Consider the following 18,016-nt stretch of genomic DNA (forward strand, 5'->3'; position numbering starts at 1 on the left):
GGTCGTGCCGTGGTCACCTGGAACCGGGGTACCCACCGCGTGACACCCACCGAACGGGAGCGATGCGAACATGGCGGCTATGGACGCGTTCACCGACCGGCTGGACCCGGACATGTGTGTGGTGACCGCCTCGGCGGGCGGGGACCGGGCGGGCTGCCTGGTCGGGTTCGCCTCGCAGTGCTCCATCCGGCCGGTGCGGTTCGTGGTGTGGCTGTCCCAGGCGAACCGCACCTACCGCGTGGCACGGGACGCGCCGTTCCTCGCCGTGCATCTGCTCACCCGCGAACAGCGCGAACTCGCCGAGCTGTTCGGCGGCCGGACCGGCGACACGACGGACAAGTTCCAGCACGTCGGCTGGCGGGAGGAGCACGGCGGGGCGGTCGTCCTGGACGACGCGGCGGCCTGGTTCGTCGGCGCGGTCGTGCGGGACGTCGACGGGGGCGACCACGTCGGCTTCGTCCTCGCCCCGGTGGCCTGGGGCGAGCGCGAAGGGGCCGGCGAGCGACCCCTGCTGCGCCTCGACGACGCCCTCACCATCGCACCCGGTCACCCGGTGGACTGACGTTACGCACCGCTACTCGAACACCGGGCAACGCGTCGGGAAAGTGGTGGTGAGCGCGGAGCGGGTGGCATCACCATGGGGAACTCCCTGTGCGAGGGACCCTGCACCGCCTGAACCGAAGGCCACGCCGATGAGCGGCTCCCGTATCCCGGGCCTGGTACTGCCCGCCGTGTTCCTGCTGGCCTTCGTCGTGGGCGCGTTCTGGTACTGGCGACATCGCGGGGACGAGTGAACGACGACACGGTCCGCCCCGGCCGCCGCTCACTCCGGCTCGGTGGGCACCCGGATGTCGACCACACAGACGTCGTCCCGCCGCTCGCCCTCCAACACCGCGGCGAGCAGCGGGCTCAAGGAGCCGGGCTTGTCCGTGTGGTGGGCGACGACCGACTCGGCGAGCCGCGTCAGGCCCAGGTCGATGCCCTCCGCGGGCCGCTCGACCAGCCCGTCCGTGTACAGGATGAGCCGGTCCCCGGGCTCCAGGTGGCACTCCGCCTCCTGGTAGACCGGCGAGGAGCTCGCCCCGATCAGCATCCCGCGCGGGCGGTCCAGATAGCGCACCTCGCCGTCGCGGAGCAGCAACGGCGGCGGATGGCCCGCCTGCGCCCACACCAGCCGGCGCTCGCCGGGGGTGTAGCGGGCCAGGACCATGGTCGCGGTGCCGTGCGAGTCGCGGGAGTGCAGCAGCAGCGTGTTGAGGCGGGCCAGCGCACCGGTCAGTGACGAACCGGTGATGACCATGCCCTTCGCGGTGAAGCGCAGCTGCGCCATCGTGGCGACGGCGCCGATGCCGTGCCCGGCGACGTCGCCGACCACGAACAGGGCGTCGCCGTCGGGCAGTTCGATGGCGCTGAACCAGTCGCCGCCGACATGGATGCCCGACTGGGCGGGCAGATAGGCCACTTCGACGCGCAGGCCGGCCAGCCGCACCGGCCGGGTGGGCAGCGGCAGCAACGCGTGCTGCAGCCGGGCGGCCAGCGTCCGCTCGGCGCGCAGGACGCCGTGCTGGGTCAAAATCTCCTGCTCGCTCTCCAGGAGGGCGAGCTCCGCGCTGCGCTGCGCGGTGAGGTCCTGCACGAAGCCGTGCACCTCGACGGGTGTGCCGTCGACGGCCGGGACCGTCTCGGCGACGGCCCGCAGATGCCGGACCCCGTCGGCCGTCCTGATCCGGAAAGGGACGTCGCACCGGCACCCGTCGTGCACGAGTTCCCGGACGGAACGGATCAGTGCCGGCACGTCCTCGGGCAGCGCCAGGCCCGGGAGGTCGGTGAGCTGGACCGGGCCGTGCGCGGGGTCCCGGTCGAGGATGTCGAAGACCTGGGACGACCAGTTGACCTCGTGTGTGACCAGGTTCCAGGTCGCCCAGCCCAGGTTGCCCAACCGCTGCACGTCCGCCAGCCGCTGCTCCTGCCGGTCCGAGGAGTCCTGCCGGACCCAGGCCAGGACCAGCCCGTCGCCGAACCGCGCCGCCCGGACCGAGTACGTCGAGAGCTCGGCGCTGCCGGCCACCACCTCATGATGGGCGAACGGTGGTCCCTCGAACGGCTCCCCGGTCGCCAGCGTGCGCAGGCATCCCTGCCACAGCTCCTCGCCCGCCATGCTGGGGAAGCACTCCAGGACCCGATGGCCCACCAGCTCGTGGCCGGTTCGTCCGACGATGTCGGCCGCGTCCTGCGTCGCCGCGTCGATGCGGTAGTCCTCCACCTCCCCCGAGACGGCGGTCAGCGGAGACAACAGCATCGCCGCACCCGGCAGTGCGTCGAACACCGCCTGGACGGCGCCGTCCGCGGCGTGCTCCCGCCGGGTTCCGAAGGCCCGAAGCCGGCCGGCGCACAACCGGGCGACCGCCCGCAGGAGCCGTCGGGCCGACGGTGTGAACGGCCCGCCGCGGTCGCGCAGGACGCCGATGCAGACCTCGGCCGTGTCCCCGGCCGGCACCGGCAGCCAGGCGCGGGAGCGCCAGCGCTCCGGCGGGTCCCCGATCAGCAGGTACCGCTGCCGGTCCGAGTCGAAATCCTCCAGCCAGCGCGGCTCCCGTGCGCGGAGCGAGTCCAGGGCGGCGACCCCGGGCAGCGGGGGCACCTGACGCCACTGCGTCGCCAGGGTGTCGTCGATCCCTGAGTGTCCGATGAGTTCCAGCCCCCCGGCGGGTAGGTGCCGGAAGATCATGACCGCGTCGGCGCCCACCTCGGGCCTCAGGTGGTCCAGCAGACACCGGGCGAGGTCCTGCGGGGTGCCGACGCGGACCAGGGCCTCGCCGAGCCGGCCGAGTGCGACGTAGGTGTCGTCAGTACTGTCCGGATCATCCGTGTCGAGCCTGTCCCGGGTGGCCGGCAATCCGGTAGCGGAGCCGTCGACGGGGAAGGTGGCGGTGGCGGAGGCCGCGGACGCGGTGGCCTGGGGCTGCGGTCCGGCGTGCTGCAGCGGGGGCACCACCTCGCCGAGGGTGATCCAGCACTCCTCCAGCAGCGAGCGGTTCCCGGCCTTGGCGCGCTGCTGCAGCTCCTCGCCGGCGGCGTTCGGTGTGCAGCCGGTCAGCGCCATCAGCGCACCCTTGGCCCGCTCCAGAACGGCCGACGTCGCCGCCTGGTCACGCAGCCGGTCCATCTCGGCGCGCTGACGGGCGACAACCTTCGCCAGCGCTGCCATGTCGGGCGCGGCGCCGGGGTCTGGGCTGGCGGGCTCGCTGGTCACGTGTTGAGCATGGCACACCGTGGGTGTGTCGATCGCGGACTTGTGCCCGCAGATCGCACGCACCGGCGACGCCGGGCCCGGTAGCCGGCCCGCCGCCCCGCGGGGCCGGACCCCTGTCAGCGGTCCGGCGGTGGGTACAGCCACAGCCGCAACACGCGGCTCAGCAGTGGCATGACCAGGTACGTCAGCACCGGCAGCAGTACCACCGGGAACACCGCGGCGCGCAACGGAAGGGGCCACGTCATCGTGTGGGGGGCCACCAGCCACTGGATCAGGAGCGTGCACGGATAGGCGCCGAGGAAGGTGGTGAGCACCATCTTCCACCGGTGCGGGGCCTGCACGGTGGTGCCCGGAAGGCCGAACCAGGTCTCCATCCCGGTCGTCGACTGCCGCTCACTGCCGATCTCCGTCGCGACGCCCTCGATCCGCTCGTGCCACGTGGCCCGCTCGTCCGACTCCAGCCAGGCGGCGAGCCGGTGCGGATCCGACCAGCGCAGCACCGCGTGGAAGCGGTGCCCGTCCTCGGGCCGCAGCCAAGAGACGCCCTCGTTGCCGGGGAAGCGTCTGGCGCAGCGGGTGATCCCGTGCGTCCACTGCTCGAACTCCTGCTCGTGGCCGGGGCGTACCCGCCAGGTGAGGACCGTGGTGACCGGATCGCCTCGCCGTACGTCGGTGGTGCTCATGCTCACCACGGGTGCCACGCGAGCCGCGGCTCATGCCCCCGGGCCGCTCGTGAGGCACCGGGTCACGCGCCGGGCAGCCGAGGATCGCGCCGTGTCAGCGTCCGTGCCCGTGCTCGATCAGGGCCTGGGTGACCGCCCGCACGCTGCGGGCGATGTGCTGCAGCTGCAGGACCTCCGCCGCGTACAGCTTGATCGTGTGCTCGATGACCGACTCCGGAAGACCGAGCCCCGGCAGGTCGGCGCGTGCGGTCTGCAGGGCGGTGCGGGCGACCCGCACCTCTTGCTGGACCTGGATCTGGGCATGCCGGGCGAGCAGTACGGGATGACGGATGAGGGCCGGGTAGCTGGCGTAGCGCGCCGGCACCAGTTCGCGCAGCCACTTGGCGGCCGAGCGCTCCCAGTCGTAGCTGCCGGGGTTCTTCACCTGACACGGCCAGTCCGGGCTGAGCCGCTTGGTGGTTCGCGTGGTCGTCAGGGTCATGGTCATCGCTTCCGGGTGTGCGTCGTCGTGCGGGGTGGTCCGACGGGTTGGCGCGGCCCCGGTCCAGGGGATGACCGGGGCCGCGACGACGGGCGCTCGCGCAGGCGATGCCCGACCGAACACCCTGGGCGCCGAAGCGGGTAGGAGCCGGCGGCTTCAGGTGTCCGTGCAGGGGCCCGCGACGTCGGACGGTGCCCACGCGGCGTGTGGTGCGGCATGCGCATGAGCGGACCGTCGTCTCTGTACGGGCGGATGCGGGTGCGGAACGTGTGTCCCGGAATGACCGGGGGTGCGATCCGTGAGCAGTATTTATATATGCCGTCCGCTTTGCAAGAAGCATGAAAACATTCATGCGCGCTATGAGACGGATGGTCCCCGTGTGTCCGATGTAGGGGTGGGGGGAGGTCAGTCCCGCAGGAAGAACTGGTGCTGGTCGGAAATGTGCTCGTAGTCCTCGAGCCGGGCCTGCGTGCGCTCCGGATCGGCGTCGGTCATGGCCTGCAGCAGCGCGGCGGCCATCACGCCCGGCGCGGCATAGGAGTCGAAGACCAGACGGGACCCGGTGCCGGTGGCGAAGACGGCGTCCGCCTCGTCGGCCACCGGTCCGAGCGCCAGGTCGGTGATCAGCGCCACCTTGAGTCCGGCGCTGCGCGCGACCCGTACCGCGGTCAGCGTCTCCTGGGCGTGCCGGGGCATCGAGAACGCCAGCACCCAGGTGCCGCCCGCCTCGCGCGACTGGAGCAGGGCGTCGTAGGCGACGCTGCCGCCCCGGGTGACCAGCCGCACGTCCGGGTGGACCCGGCGTGCCGCGTACGCGAAGTACTCGGCCAGGGAGGCCGAGATGCGCAGGCCCAGGATGGTCAGCGGGGTCGACCGGGACAGCTCGCGGCCGACGTCGATCACGTGGTCGGGGTCGGCGAAGTCGCGCCGCAGGTTCTCCAGGTTGTCGATCTCGGCGTCGACCGCCGCCTGGAGTTCGTTGCTGCCGTTCTCCTCCGCCGCGGGGGGACCGCCGGCGAGGGTGGCGAGCGCGATCGACTGGAGCCTCTCCCGTAGCGCGGGGTAACCGCTGAAGCCCACCGCCGCGGCGAAACGCGTCACCGACGGCTGGCTCACGCCGACCCGCTCCGCGAGATCGGTGATCGAGAGGAAGGCCGCCTCGGTGATGTGCTCGATCAGATACTGGGCGATGCGGCGCTGCCCAGGGGACAGCCGGGGCCGGTCGAACAGGCCCCTGAGCTGGGAAGTCGGGGAGACCTCCGCCTCCGGTGCGGTCTTCCCCGAGGTGATCGCGGATGCCTGGGCGCGTGCCTGCTGCGGCGATGGCACGGCGCCTCCTTTGTCTCCCACAGTGCCTCAACATAGCTCACGCACCGTGGTGACCAGCGGCTCGAGCACCAGCCCCGGACGACCGGCCGCGGAACGACGAATCCAGCCGCCGAAAGGACGGATACGGGCGCGCCGGCCGGGAACCCGCCCCCGTGAAAGCCCTTCGACGACGACCTTCGAAGCGGGCGAACGCACCAACTCTTCGGCAGGTGAGAGGCGAATGAGCGCACTCAGCGCGGTGGAACAGGCCCTGGAGAACCGGTGGGAGGCGCTGTGGGCGCGGGTCTTCGACAAGGAACCCGTCGAGCTCCTCGACGCGTTGCGACGCGAGTGCGACAGCAACGCGGTGGTGTGCAGCGAGACCCGTGTCGTGGTCCCCAACGCCTATGACATCGAACTCGCCGACTCCGTCCACGACGAGCTCTCGCGCCGGGGCACCAACGTCGGCCAGGCGCTCACCGACAGTCTCATGCGGCACGCCGAAGACAAGGGCTACGAGTGGGCCGGTCCGCTCGCCGTGCACATCACCAGGTCGGCGCATGTGCCCAACGGCCGCTACCGGCTGGCCAGCAGCGTGATGTCGCATGTGTGCGCCGACGGTTTCCAGTACGCGGCTCACTAGGAGCGGACGTCAGCGGCGGTAGATCGTGATCGAATGACCGACCTGGTCGACCGCGCGACTGCTGTCGATCAGCTCGGCCAGTCGTCCCTTCGCTTTGGCAACCGAGGAGTCCGACACGGCCAGTAGTCCGCGCACTTCGCGCGGGGGCGCGGCAAGGGGATCGGATGCGTCGATGCCGTAGTACGACGGCACACCGCTGCCCTTGTACACGAGCCAGATCCGCTCACCCCGGTACCGCTCCCGCAGCCGGTCGGCGAGCCGGCCGAGGTCCTGGCCCCAGTCGACGTTGGAGTCGTGCAGCCTGAGCCGGGTCTTGGCCGGACCTCCGAACGCCTCGTTGGAGTACGGCAGATAGCTGGGGTACGTCCGCACGGAGCTGACGGCGACGAACAGCAAGAGCGCCCCCGTGACCACCGGCGTCCACCGCCACCGCGGGACCAGGACGCAGCCCGCCGCCACCGCCAGGAACATCGGCAGGAAGACGGCGTACCGGGTGCCGAGGTCCCTCGCCCCCTCCATGGCCGCGGCCAGCAGCACCGCGGCCGGCAGCAGCAGATACGGCGCCGCGGGCCGCAGCCGGCGGACCGCCACCACCACGAGGGCACCGGCCGCCCACAGCGCGAGCATGCCGAGCGGCGTCTTCACCAGCAGCGCCGCCGGCAGGTAGTACCACAGGGACCCCTCGTACACCCGGCCGAACAGGAAGCCCTCCCACGGACGGTTCTCCAGGCTGAACTGGATCCGCATCCCGTCCCGGTACGCGTCCGGGAACGGCAGCAACTCCACCAGCAGCCCTCGTCGCCCGTGCACGACGGGCACGTACTGCTGCGGCGACCAGCGCAGCCGTGGATCGACGGCCAGATACGACGCCCATACGACGGCCACGGCGACCAGCGCCACGGCGGCGGCGCCCCCGGCAGCCCGCAGCAGCTTCCTGCGCCGATCCGCCGAACCCGCGTCCGCGCACCACACCGACACAGCAGCCAGCACCAGTAGCACCGGAAAGGCCGCCAGCGCGCTCATCTTCGTGGCCATCGCCGCTCCGAGCGCCGCTCCGGCGAGCGGCAGGCACAGGCGAGGCCTCCTGCGCGCCCGCCACAGCAGCCACACCGACGTCAGCAGGAACCCGGCCATCGGCACGTCGAGCGTGGCCAGCGAGCCGTGGGCGATGACGTCCGGGGAGAAGGAGTACAGGATGAGAGCCACCAACCCGCCGACCGTCCCGGCGAGTTCACGGGCGAAGGCGAAGACGACGAGTCCGAACAGCAGCGTCAGCGCGATCACCGGAAGCCGGGCCCACAGCATCAGCCGCCAGGGGTCGTTGCCGGACTCGTACAACAGGTGCCGCCCGAGGCGGCCCTGGCCACCGGTGAAGGACGGATCGACGTGCGGGTCGGCCAGAGCCACCCCGACGGCGACGACCAGCTTCCCCAGCGGCGGATGCTCGGGGTTGAAGCGCACGCGGTGCTCGTGCAGGTAGTCGGCGGCCGTCGCCACGTACACCGGCTCGTCGATGGTGGGCGTCTGCTGGACGGCGGTGGTCACCATCGCGGCGGCCATCTGGGCGAGCAGCACGACCACGAGGAGCGGCACCAGCCGGCGTCCGTAGGCCCGTGAACGCCCCGGGGGCCGGACGTCCGGCACTCCGGGGGCGGGGTCCAGGAGCGAGTGCCGTTCGCGCGTCATCATCCGCCCCGCGGTGACACCGGGCGGGTGGTGGCGGGAGCGATCGGGCGGCGTCTCATGCGCCTACTCTGCATCAGCTCCCGCCACCGAGGGCGTTACCGCTTCAGGAGTCGTACCGACAGACCGTCCGCCGTGTAGACGGGTACGGCCCGCAGCGTGTCGGAGTTCAGCTCGACGCGGTCGAACTGGCCGCGCAGCACCGGGGCGCCGAGCACGCGGACCGTGCTGCCCGCGACCGGCGGCCTGTTGGCGTCGAGGCGCAGGGTGAGCGCGCTGCCCCGGCCGAGCACCGCACGGCGCGTGACCTGCAGGACCGGCTCCTGGCCCGAGCGCAGCGTCACCTCCAGGGTGCCGGATTCCTGGGCGTACGTGCCGTGGACCTGCAAGGACTTGCCGAGCTTCAGCGTCCCGCCGGTCACCCGCACGTCGCCGTGGCCCAGCGCGTGGGCCGAACCGGCGACCAGCACACCGTCCTCCAGCACGGTGCCGCCCGTGTACCGGTTGTGGCCCGTCAGGGTCAGCGTGCCGCTGCCGCGCTTGGTGAGGCCGCCGTCGCCGTCGATGTCGTTGCGCCAGCTGTCGGCCGCCCGGAAACCGCCGGCCGCCGCGTCCAGCGTGACGGTCACGTCGGAGTCGAAGGCGCCGTAACCGTCCGCCGCGGCGAACAGGTTCAGCCGCCCCCACTGCTCGAAGCCGTCCAGCAGGACGTAACCCGAGGGCAGCGCGGTCGTCCGCAGCACGTCGCGGCGCTGCGCCGCGTCGAGGTACGGCAGTCGCGTCTCCAGCAGCACCTCCGCGCCCTTGGGCACGGTCAGCGGCTCGTTGCGGCCGCGCCGGGTCAGCACGTAGGTGAGCCGGGGCTTGACGGCACACTCGTTGGCGTCCCGGTCGGCGTACGGGTCGGAGCCGTCCGCGTGGGCGTACGTGTACAGCGTGTCCGCCGTGGTGCCGGTCTTCTCCTGGAAGTACGCCAGGGCCTGGGTGCGCGCCGCGGCCTTGAGGCCGGCGTTCGCCGGGTCGGCCAGTGCGGCGGCGGCCAGGGCGGTGGCCATGATCCGGCCGCCGAGGACGTCGACCGTGGAGTGCATGCCCGACATGATCCGGGTGTGGCTCAGCTCGAAGGCGCGCGTCACCAGTTCCTGGAACCGCTCGGGCACCGCGTAGGCGAAGGCCAGGGACGCCAGGTGGAAGGCGTTGGTGTGACCGCTGGGGAAGCCGCCGTCGTCCACCGGGGCGGTGCTGCGCTGGCGCAGCAGCTGCTTCACGACGACGACCTTCGAGTCGTACACCGGGTAGCCGAGCGCGTCCTTCGCCCCCGTGTCGACGACCTCGCTGTCCTCGTTCATGCGCCACGGGCGCGGGTACTGGAAGGCGTACTTGCCGGGGTTGCCCGAGGCGAACGGGCCGCGCACCGTGTCGACCAGCTTGGCGACCTGGCCGAGCGCCGAGTCGTAGGAGCCCGCACCGACCGCGGAGCCGGCGGGGGCGCCGGCGGGAACGGCGTCGCTGATCGTGGTGGCCGGCGTGTCCTCGGGCGCGCTCGTGATCGAGGTGACCGCCTTGGCGCCCGCCTTGTACAGGTCGGCGAGCGGACCGAGGGCCGCGATCATCGCGTAGCTCTGGTGCTGGCGGTCGTAGACGAACGCCTCCTTGGCCTGCGCCTCCGTCCGCGCGGCCGTGATGCGGGCGCAGTAGCGCATGTTGGCGCGCAGCACCTCGGGCATCAGTGGTGTGCCGGTGTTCCAGGCGTCGCCGGTCTTCCACACCTTGGCCATGCCGCCGAGGATCCGGACCACGGCGTTGGTCTCGGGCGTCAGGTTCGCCACGACGTTCGTCTTGTAGTCGTCGACGAACGCGGCGAAGGCGGTGGCCGCCTTGGCATCCGTGGCGGCCAGCCAGGTGGCGAGCGTGGGAGCGGCCAGAACACCGGCCGAGGCGCCCAGGGACGTCTTCAGGAACCCCCTTCGGTTCACGGCGCGTTCACGGACCGACGAGGGGGAGCTGTGCCCGGCTGCTGACGGCATGCGTCTGCCTCTCTTGAGTTCATCGGCCCTGCGGCCGGCGGAAGGAGGTGGTGCGATCGGCTGCGGCTGCGGCTGGCGGTGCGGCGGGTGGCTTAGGGCCTCTCGTTTGGATCATGCCGGGCTCGCGGGGTCCCTGACCCGGCCTGATCCAAACGAAAGACCCTAGGGGTCGAACGCGCTTTCCCGAGCCGTACGAGCGAAGATCTACGGGCGGGTTGTGTCGGATCGGGGATGACCCGGCATCCGCCGCATGTCATACGAGTGAACGGGCCATCGCCACCGCCCCCTCGACCGGCGCCACCCCGAGGGGCCTCGTCCGGGCTCCCGGCACGCGCTCGGCCAGGGACGACACGAAGGCGTCGTACAGGGCGGGTTGGGCCAGGACGGTGCTGCCGGCGATCACGACGTCGTCGACCGGGACCCCGCGGGCGGCGAGCCGTCCGACGAGCGCCGCCAGCGCGCGGCCGCCCTCGGTGATGACCGTACGGGCGAGCGGTGAGCCCGCCTCGGCGGCGGCGAACACCACGGGTGCGTGCCGGCCCCACTCGGCGGAGACGTCCTCGGCGCTCTCCAGTGCCGCCCCGAGCGCGGGCACCTCGGCGACACCGAACGCGGCGACCAGGGACTTGGCCAGCGCGTCGGGTTCCTCGCCGCGGTCGTGCGCCGCCCACGCGGCCCGCACCGCCTCACGGACGAGGCCGGCCGAGCCGCCCTCGTCGCCGAGCACCGCACCCCAGCCGCCGACCTGGACGGGGCTGCCGTCGTCGAGCCGGCCGACCGCGACCGAACCCGTGCCGGCGACCAGGCCGACACCCCGGTCCAGACCCGCCGCGGGGACGAGGAGTTCGGCGTCCCCCATGACCAGGGCGGGCGCGTCGAAGTGGAGCTGCAGAGCGGTGCGGATCTGGGCGCACTGCCGGGGGGTCTCGCAGGCGTGCCCGCCCACCGCGACGGCCGACGGGCGTACGCCCGCCGGCAGTGCCTCGGCGACCAGGGAGGCCAGCCAGGCGGCCGCGGCCACCGGGTCGTGCGGCCGCCAGCCGCTGCTCGGCCGGACGTGATCGGCGACGGACCGCTCGCCCGCGAAGGCGCGCAGATGCGTCTTGGTACCGCCCACGTCGATCCCGACCACGAGAGGGCACGAGGGGGGAGAGTCCTGCACGGATCCTCTTTCGTCGTTGCGCTTGGCTGCGACGGTGGGCGAACCGTGCCTGGAACAGGGGGAGTTGACGAACTCGGGAAGCCCCGGGACGGGCCTCTGACGGATCACGGCAGGCGAGTACCGTGACGTTCGTTAGGAAGTTAACTAACGAAGTACAGTGCGTGTCAAGAGGCATCGCGCACTCCACCGGAACGGCCCGTCCGGGCCGCCGAGAGGCGGGGAATCCGCGACGCCAGGGCATCCCATCGCCGCATCCCACCGACCCCTGTCGACCCGGGAGCGCGGCCTTCGACCTGTGTGGGAGAACTGTGGAACACGACGTGGCGAAAGCCCCTCGCCTGACCGAGAGCGCGAGCGCGGTGTTCGCCGTGCTGGCCGGGGCGGGCAGGGCGACCCGCCCGCAGCTCGCGAGCCTGGCGGGCCTGTCCAAGCCGACGGTGTCCTCCGCCGTGGCGGAACTGGAGAACGCCCGGCTCGCCGCCTGCTCCGGCACCGCCTCCGGCGGCACGGGCCGCAGCGCCGCCGTATACGGTCTCGGTCCGGCGGCCGGGGCCGTGCTCGCCGTCGACCTCGGGCCCGCCCTCACCCGGGTGCGTGGCTGCGCCCTGGACGGCACCCTGCTCGCCCAGGCCACCGGTTCCCGGCAGGAGGCCGCCGACGTCGTGCGCGAGGCACTGTTCGCCCTGCCCGCCGCGGCCCCGCTGCGCAGCATCGTCGTCGCCGTCGGTGACGTCACCGCGCCGGAGGAGGGAGGCACCGGTATGCGGCCCGCGACCGCCAAGGCGGGCCCGGTCTTCGACGCCATGGCCGTCGCACTGCCGGCCGGTGTTCCCGTCCACCTCGAGAACAACGTCAACTGCGCCGCCCTCGCGGAACTGCACGAGGGCGCCGCCCGCGGCCACCACACCTTCGGCTATCTGCGGATCGGCGTGGGCATCGGCCTCGGCATCGTGGTCGGCGGTCAGGTGCTGCGCGGAGCCAACGGCGCCGCCGGAGAGATGGCCCGGCTGCCCTATCCCTGGGACGACGACCGCGCGCCGCGCCAGGAGGCCCTGGAGGACTACATCGGCGCACGCTCGCTGCTGCGGCGGGCCGCCGAGGCCTGGCAGGACGCCGACGGGCCGCGTCCCCGTACCGCCGAGCGGCTCTTCGCCGCAGCCGGCGAGGGGCGGGCCACGGCTCGCGCCGTCGTCGGCCGTCATGCCACGGACGTGGGCCGCCTGGCCGCCGCCGTGACCGCCGTCCTGGACCCGGGACTGATCGTCCTGGGCGGCAGCACCGGAGCGTACCCGCAGCTCCTGCCCGGTGTGCGGGCCGAACTGGCACGGCTGAGCTGGCCCACCGAGGTGGTCAGCAGCACGGTCGGGGACCTCGGCACCGTCGTGGGCGCGTCCCGGCTCGCCGTCGCCCGGGGAGTCCAAACCGTGACCGAGGCCGCGGGGGAGAAGGATTGACGGCTTCGGACTCGGTCTGCCAATGTCCGGACAAGCGCTTTCTAAGCCGGTCGGGACACCGGCTTGGGGTGAGCGTCCCGCCCGTACCCGAGGTACGGCAGCCGCGCGATGGCGTGCTCGCGTGACGACGGCCATGGCGGCCGGGGATCCCACCCGTCAGGATGGCGCGGCCGGGCGAGGCCGTGCTCCGGAAAGCGATATTCCCTGCAAAATGCACCCGTGCCGCCTCGGCTGGCGCCGTGCTCCGTCCCCTACCGAAAAAAAGGGATCGAAGATGACCACTGTGGGTGTGCGGCGCTCTCGCCGACTCGGCCGCGGCGGTATGCGCCGCCTGGCTCCCCTCGCTGCCGTTGCCACGGCAGGTGCCCTGCTGCTCTCCGCCTGCGGAGGGGGATCCGACTCGGGCGGGACCTCCAAGTCGCTGACGTTCTGGATCTCCACGGTTCCGGGGCAGGACGCGGGCTGGAAGAAGATGGTGGCGCAGTACGAGAAGGAAACCGGCGTCAAGGTCAAGCTCGTCAACATCCCCTACGACGGCTACGCGACGAAGCTGCGCAACTCCGCGCAGGCGAACTCGCTGCCCGACGTGGCGGCCGTGCCGGCGCTGGACCCGATCTGGTCGAACAAGCTGATCGATCTCAGCGACATCGCCAACAACAAGACCAACAAGATCAACGCCAACTTCGTCGCCAAGGACTCGTCCGGGAAGGTGCTGTCCATCCCCTCGGACGTCACCGCGTCCGGCATGTTCATCAACAAGTCGCTCTTCGAGAAGGCCGGCGTCGACTACCCGACCTCGCCCGACAAGACCTGGACCTGGACCGACTTCATCAAGGCGGCCAACAAGGTCCGGGAGAAGACCAAGGCCAAGTACTCCCTGACCTTCGACCAGTCGCCGTCCCGGCTGCGCGCCATGGTGTACGAGATGGGCGGAAAGTACGTCCACGCCGACGACTCCGGCAAGTTCTCGGTGGACGCGGCGACCAAGAAGGCCGTGAACACCTTCGTCGGATGGAACGACGACAAGACCATGCCGAAGTCGGTGTGGACCAGCGGCGCCGACCCGTCGGCCATGTTCCAGAGCGGTGACGTCGTCGCCTACTGGTCCGGCGTGTGGCAGGTCGCCGCCTACGCGGAGAGCATCACGAAGTTCGAGTGGGCGAGCGTCCCGACTCCCGCCCAGCCGGTGCAGGCCAGCGACGTCAACAGCGGCGGCATGACGGTCGGCTTCAACAACAACGCCGACGCGGCCGCCGCCGCGAAGAAGTTCCTGTCCTGGCTGTACGAGCCCGACCACTACCAGGCGCTGTGCGAGGCCTCCGGCTTCCTGCCGGTCGAGAGCGGTCTGAGCCCGAAGTACCCCTTCAAGTCCGAGGCGGCGCAGGCGGCGTTCAAGCTCTACAACGAGTCCATCCCGCTCTACGACCCGATCTCCGGCTACTTCAGCGGCGCGCAGACGAACTGGGTGCTGAAGGGCAAGAGCCTCGCCGACGACCCGACCAAGGCGGAGCTCGGCAAGGCGATCAACGGCGAGCAGTCGGCCGACAAGGCCCTGCAGAACATCGTGGACGGCTACAACCAGCAGGTCGGCGGCTGATCACAGGCCGACAGTCCCGGGCGGCGGTGTCTCGACCCCGCCGCCCGGGCCCGCGGACCTCACCCACGTGATGCCGGGCTCATGGCCTGAGCCCCCAGGATCCAATCCACCAGCACGGAGTCAGGAAGATGACAAAACGCGCCCCGGACGCTTCGGACGTGTCCGTGAGCCCGCCCAGGAGACGAAGCAAGTACACCCTCGCACCGCTCGTCCTCATCACGGGCAATGTCGTGCTCTTCGCGCTGTTCTTCGTCTGGCCGGCGGTGATCGGGCTCGTCTACTCCTTCACGAACTACACGGGTGTGGGGTCGTTCCAGTTCGTCGGACTGGACAACTACCAGAAGCTGCTCGGGGACTCGACCTTCTACTCCGCGACGACCCGCACGCTGCTGTACACCGTGCTCTTCGTCCCCCTGAACTTCGTGTTGTCGCTGCTCATCGCCAACGTGCTGGTGAGCAAGCACGCCAAGGGCGCGTCGGTCGCCCGCATCTTCTTCTTCATCCCGTGGCTGCTGTCGCCCATCATCGTGGGTGTCCTGTGGCGATGGTTGTTCGGTGAGAACTTCGGACTGGTCAACTACCTCATCGAGAAGGTCGGCGGAAGCGCCGTTCCATGGCAGTCGAACGCGGACCTGTCACTGATGGTGGTCGTGGTGGCGGCAGCCTGGGCCTGGACGGGCTTCTCCATGCTGCTGTTCATCGCGGCGATCAAGAACGTACCGACGTCGTACTACGAGGCGGCCGCGCTCGACGGCGCCGGTCCGTGGCGCCAGTTCTTCAGTATCACCCTGCCGAGCATCGCCCCCACGTCCTTCATCGTCATCCTGCTCAACACGATCCACGCGATGAAGGAATACGCGGTGTTCGCCTCCCTCAACAACGGTGGACCCGGAACGTCGAACAACCTGCTTGTCCAGTACATCTACCAAACGGGGTTCAAGACGGGGCAGATCGGCTACGCGAGCGCCGCGTCGTTCGTGCTCATGCTCATCCTGATGGTCGTCGCGGTCATCCAGATGATGGTCAACCGGCGGGTGGAGAACCGATGACAACCACAGACATGCCACGCAAGGTCGATTCCGGGGCCGGACGGGCCGTCCTCAAGAAGCGGTCCAGCGGCGCGGCCACCGGTGGGCTTCGGCGCGCGGTTGCCCCGACGACACTGCTGTGGGTCCTGGCGGCCCTCTACGGGATTCCGGTGCTGTGGTTCGTCCTCAGCTCCTTCAAGCCGGCGGGAGATCTGTTCTCCCTTCCGCTGACGCTGTTCCCGGACGACCCCACCGTGTCGGGTTACAAGGAAGCGTGGGCCAGCGCCAACTTCTCCGGGTACTTCATCAACACGATCATCGTGTGCTTGATCGCGACGATCCTCACGGTGGGAGTCAGCTGCTGCACCGGGTACGCGCTGGCCAAGTACGACAACAAATGGCTCAAGGCCTTCTTCGTCTGCATCCTGGCCACCACGATGCTGCCGGCCGAGGTCATGCTCGCCCCGCTGTTCCTGGTGGTCCGCGACCTCGGCCTCTACAACTCGCTCTCCGGCATCATCCTCCCGGCCCTGCTCACCGCGACCGGGTGCTTCATGTTCCGCCAGTTCTTCCTGACGGTCCCCGACGAGCTCATCGAGGCCGCCCGCATCGACGGCGCGCGTGAGCTGTCGATCTTCCTGCGGATCATGGTGCCGCTCTCCCGGCCCATCATGCTGACGCTCGCCATCCTGTCGTTCCAGTGGAGGTGGAACGACTACATCTGGCCGCTGCTGATGCTGAACGACCCCGAGAAGTTCACGGTGCAGATCGGCATCCAGAGCCTCGTCGGCGCGCAGAACATCAACTGGTCGGTGCTGCTCGGCGGATCGGTCATCTCCATGGTCCCGCTGATCGTCGTCTTCCTGGTGTTCCAGAAGTACGTCATGAACGCCGACATCAACGCCGGCCTGAAGGACTGACCTTGCCCACCCCGCTCGACCACGAGTTCGTCCGCGCGGTGGCCCGCGCCGCCGACCGGCAGGCCGCCCCGCTCGCGGCCCGCCCCGACGAGGAACCCGCCGGTGTGCCGCACCGTGGTCTGGCGCGGCGGGTGAAGACCCTGGTCGCGGCGTACCGTTCCCCGGACTCGGCCCTGCACGGCAGCGGACAGGCCGTCGCCGCCGCGATGACCCACCTCCGCGCCCTCCGGGCCGTTCAGACACCCACCGGCCTCTTCGCCGGCGGCGACAACGTGCAGTCACCGCCGGACTCCGCCTTCACCGTCAACGACGTGTGCGACGCGCACGTCCTCGCCGCCGACGCGGGGCCGGAACTGGGGGACGTCACGGCCGCGCTCGCCGAGATCGCCGGCGCCGCCTCCGGCAGTCTCCTGACCGGTGGGGTGCACACCCCGAACCACCGCTGGGAGCTGTGCGCGGCGCTGGCCCGGCTGCACCGGTCGTTCCCGGACGACCGGCTGCTCGACCGCGTCGAGGAGTGGCTCGCCGAGGGCGTCGACATCGACGCGGAGGGCCTGTACTCGGAACGGAGCGCCAACTACGCGGCCCATGTGTCCAACCCGTCGCTGCTGCTGCTGGCCGAAGTGCTCGGCCGCGCCGACCTGCTGTACGCCGTCGAACGCAATCTCGCCACGACCCTGGACCTGATCAGGCCGGACGGCACGGTGGAGACCGTCCACTCGCGACGGCAGGACCAGAACCACCCGTTCCCGCTGGCGCCCTACCTGCCGCACTACCGGCTGCTCGCGGTCCGCACCGGCCGGGGCGACTTCGCCCGGGTGGCGCGGCTGGCGGCCGCCGGCGGTATCGACGACCCCGACCTGCTCGCCGAGACCCTCCTCACCCCGGACCTGTGCCGCGCCCTGCCGACCCCGACCGCGGAGACCCTTCCGCGCGACCGGTACCTCACCACCGCACGCCTCGCCGCACGCGCCTCGGCCACCGCGCACACGGTGGTGTACGGCGGCTCCGACGTGCCCGAGCACCGGCGCATCCGCTCGGGCCTCGCCTGCAACCCCACCTTCCTGCGCCTGTTCGCCGGCGACGCCGTCCTCGACGCGGTCCGTCTCTCGCGGGGGTTCTTCGACCTGGGCCCGTTCCGCGCCGCCGACATGCGACAGCCCGCCGACAACCGGTACCGGCTCACCGAGACCCTCACGGCCTCCTACTACCAGCCGCTCCCGAAGGACGAGAGGCGGGACGACGGTGTCTACCGGCTGGTGGACGACGGACGTTTCTCGGCCTCGATGGCCTTCCCGGACCGGCCTCGGGACGACGTCTCCCACACGACCCGCGTCGAGGTGGACCTGCGGGAAGACGGTGCCGATCTGCGGATCGACATCAGCGGACCACGGGTGCCCTGGGCCCTCGAACTGACCTTCCGGCCGGGCGGCGTGCCAGAGGGCGCCGTACCGATCGGCGACGGACGCTGGTGCCTGACGAACGGGCCGATGACCTACCGGGTCGGTGACGACGAGATCCTGGTCGAGGCCGGCATCGAGGCAGGCGAACCGCTTGCCGGGCCGGACCGGAGCGAGGTACTGCGGTACGACCCGGGTCAGGACTACTCCGTGGTGGGCGGCACCGATGCGACGACCGGGAACCGTGTCTACATCGGTGGACTCGGCCCGCACACGCTGACCGTCGCACTGCGCGCCCGCCGGCCCGCACCCGTCGTGTGACTCCGGCGAACCACGCCATGGCCACCCCAGGCATGAAGGGCTGATCCCCGTGCACC

At 71.1% G+C, this 18,016-nt stretch carries 14 protein-coding genes; 7 read left to right on the forward strand and 7 right to left on the reverse strand.

Features of this window, described 5'->3' with window-relative positions:
- Nucleotides 1–70 precede the first annotated feature (70 nt).
- Complete coding sequence (locus ACFWWR_RS06090; RefSeq protein ID WP_383868101.1) at nucleotides 71–562, forward strand: flavin reductase family protein; 492 nt, start codon at nucleotides 71–73, stop codon at nucleotides 560–562.
- A 261-nt stretch (nucleotides 563–823) separates the two neighbouring features.
- On the opposite strand, the gene ACFWWR_RS06095 is transcribed toward ACFWWR_RS06090, so the two are convergent.
- From ACFWWR_RS06095 to ACFWWR_RS06110, 4 genes are all read right to left on the reverse strand, one after another.
- Complete coding sequence (locus tag ACFWWR_RS06095) at nucleotides 824–3,208, reverse strand: SpoIIE family protein phosphatase (protein WP_384302314.1); 2,385 nt, start codon at nucleotides 3,206–3,208, stop codon at nucleotides 824–826.
- A gap of 161 nt (nucleotides 3,209–3,369) precedes the next feature.
- The gene (locus ACFWWR_RS06100) at nucleotides 3,370–3,936 is read right to left on the reverse strand and encodes an antibiotic biosynthesis monooxygenase (protein WP_384302188.1); all 567 of its coding nucleotides are present in this window, start codon (nucleotides 3,934–3,936) and stop codon (nucleotides 3,370–3,372) included.
- A 94-nt stretch (nucleotides 3,937–4,030) separates the two neighbouring features.
- Nucleotides 4,031–4,423 carry a hypothetical protein gene (locus ACFWWR_RS06105; protein WP_383868097.1) on the reverse strand — a complete coding sequence of 131 codons (393 nt, stop codon included), beginning with the start codon at nucleotides 4,421–4,423 and terminating at the stop codon, nucleotides 4,031–4,033.
- Between the two features lie 399 nt (nucleotides 4,424–4,822).
- Entirely contained in the window at nucleotides 4,823–5,746 is a 924-nt protein-coding gene (locus ACFWWR_RS06110; RefSeq protein WP_383868095.1) for a MurR/RpiR family transcriptional regulator, read from the reverse strand.
- 220 nt (nucleotides 5,747–5,966) lie between these two features.
- Between ACFWWR_RS06110 and ACFWWR_RS06115 the strand changes: the two genes are divergently transcribed.
- Nucleotides 5,967–6,368 carry a DUF3662 domain-containing protein gene (locus ACFWWR_RS06115; RefSeq protein WP_383868093.1) on the forward strand — a complete coding sequence of 134 codons (402 nt, stop codon included), beginning with the start codon at nucleotides 5,967–5,969 and terminating at the stop codon, nucleotides 6,366–6,368.
- A 9-nt stretch (nucleotides 6,369–6,377) separates the two neighbouring features.
- On the opposite strand, the gene ACFWWR_RS06120 is transcribed toward ACFWWR_RS06115, so the two are convergent.
- From ACFWWR_RS06120 to ACFWWR_RS06130, 3 genes are all read right to left on the reverse strand, one after another.
- The gene (locus ACFWWR_RS06120; RefSeq protein ID WP_384302190.1) at nucleotides 6,378–8,057 is read right to left on the reverse strand and encodes a phospholipid carrier-dependent glycosyltransferase; all 1,680 of its coding nucleotides are present in this window, start codon (nucleotides 8,055–8,057) and stop codon (nucleotides 6,378–6,380) included.
- Between the two features lie 92 nt (nucleotides 8,058–8,149).
- On the reverse strand, nucleotides 8,150–10,078 hold the full coding sequence (locus ACFWWR_RS06125) for a phosphatase PAP2 family protein (RefSeq protein ID WP_384302192.1): 1,929 nt from the start codon (nucleotides 10,076–10,078) through the stop codon (nucleotides 8,150–8,152).
- 253 nt (nucleotides 10,079–10,331) lie between these two features.
- Nucleotides 10,332–11,240: an N-acetylglucosamine kinase gene (locus ACFWWR_RS06130; protein ID WP_384302194.1), complete on the reverse strand. Its 909-nt coding sequence runs from the start codon at nucleotides 11,238–11,240 to the stop codon at nucleotides 10,332–10,334.
- Nucleotides 11,241–11,560: 320 nt separating this feature from the next.
- Here ACFWWR_RS06130 and ACFWWR_RS06135 point away from each other — a divergent pair, with 320 nt between their 5' ends.
- From ACFWWR_RS06135 to ACFWWR_RS06155, 5 genes are all read left to right on the forward strand, one after another.
- Entirely contained in the window at nucleotides 11,561–12,694 is a 1,134-nt protein-coding gene (locus tag ACFWWR_RS06135; protein WP_383868085.1) for an ROK family transcriptional regulator, read from the forward strand.
- Between the two features lie 274 nt (nucleotides 12,695–12,968).
- Entirely contained in the window at nucleotides 12,969–14,291 is a 1,323-nt protein-coding gene (locus ACFWWR_RS06140) for an extracellular solute-binding protein (protein WP_383868083.1), read from the forward strand.
- A 128-nt stretch (nucleotides 14,292–14,419) separates the two neighbouring features.
- Nucleotides 14,420–15,340: a carbohydrate ABC transporter permease gene (locus ACFWWR_RS06145; protein ID WP_384302196.1), complete on the forward strand. Its 921-nt coding sequence runs from the start codon at nucleotides 14,420–14,422 to the stop codon at nucleotides 15,338–15,340.
- Nucleotides 15,337–16,239, forward strand: coding sequence for a carbohydrate ABC transporter permease (locus tag ACFWWR_RS06150; protein WP_383868078.1), 903 nt, complete (start codon nucleotides 15,337–15,339; stop codon nucleotides 16,237–16,239). Before ACFWWR_RS06145 ends, ACFWWR_RS06150 begins: the two co-directional genes overlap by 4 nt.
- Nucleotides 16,240–16,241: 2 nt before the next feature.
- Nucleotides 16,242–17,960 carry a hypothetical protein gene (locus ACFWWR_RS06155; RefSeq protein ID WP_384302198.1) on the forward strand — a complete coding sequence of 573 codons (1,719 nt, stop codon included), beginning with the start codon at nucleotides 16,242–16,244 and terminating at the stop codon, nucleotides 17,958–17,960.
- Nucleotides 17,961–18,016 lie beyond the last annotated feature (56 nt).

Origin of the sequence: Streptomyces sp. NPDC058678, from assembly GCF_042714835.1 — a bacterium.
Classification (GTDB): domain Bacteria; phylum Actinomycetota; class Actinomycetes; order Streptomycetales; family Streptomycetaceae; genus Streptomyces.

Coding starts and splice junctions, on each gene's coding strand:
- ACFWWR_RS06090 (WP_383868101.1), top strand. CDS start 71: ATGGCGGCTATGGACGCGTTCACCGACCGGCTGGACCCGGACATGTGT.
- ACFWWR_RS06095 (WP_384302314.1), bottom strand. CDS start 3,208: ATGGCAGCGCTGGCGAAGGTTGTCGCCCGTCAGCGCGCCGAGATGGAC.
- ACFWWR_RS06100 (WP_384302188.1), bottom strand. CDS start 3,936: ATGAGCACCACCGACGTACGGCGAGGCGATCCGGTCACCACGGTCCTC.
- ACFWWR_RS06105 (WP_383868097.1), bottom strand. CDS start 4,423: ATGACCATGACCCTGACGACCACGCGAACCACCAAGCGGCTCAGCCCG.
- ACFWWR_RS06115 (WP_383868093.1), top strand. CDS start 5,967: ATGAGCGCACTCAGCGCGGTGGAACAGGCCCTGGAGAACCGGTGGGAG.
- ACFWWR_RS06120 (WP_384302190.1), bottom strand. CDS start 8,057: ATGATGACGCGCGAACGGCACTCGCTCCTGGACCCCGCCCCCGGAGTG.
- ACFWWR_RS06125 (WP_384302192.1), bottom strand. CDS start 10,078: ATGCCGTCAGCAGCCGGGCACAGCTCCCCCTCGTCGGTCCGTGAACGC.
- ACFWWR_RS06140 (WP_383868083.1), top strand. CDS start 12,969: ATGACCACTGTGGGTGTGCGGCGCTCTCGCCGACTCGGCCGCGGCGGT.
- ACFWWR_RS06145 (WP_384302196.1), top strand. CDS start 14,420: ATGACAAAACGCGCCCCGGACGCTTCGGACGTGTCCGTGAGCCCGCCC.
- ACFWWR_RS06150 (WP_383868078.1), top strand. CDS start 15,337: ATGACAACCACAGACATGCCACGCAAGGTCGATTCCGGGGCCGGACGG.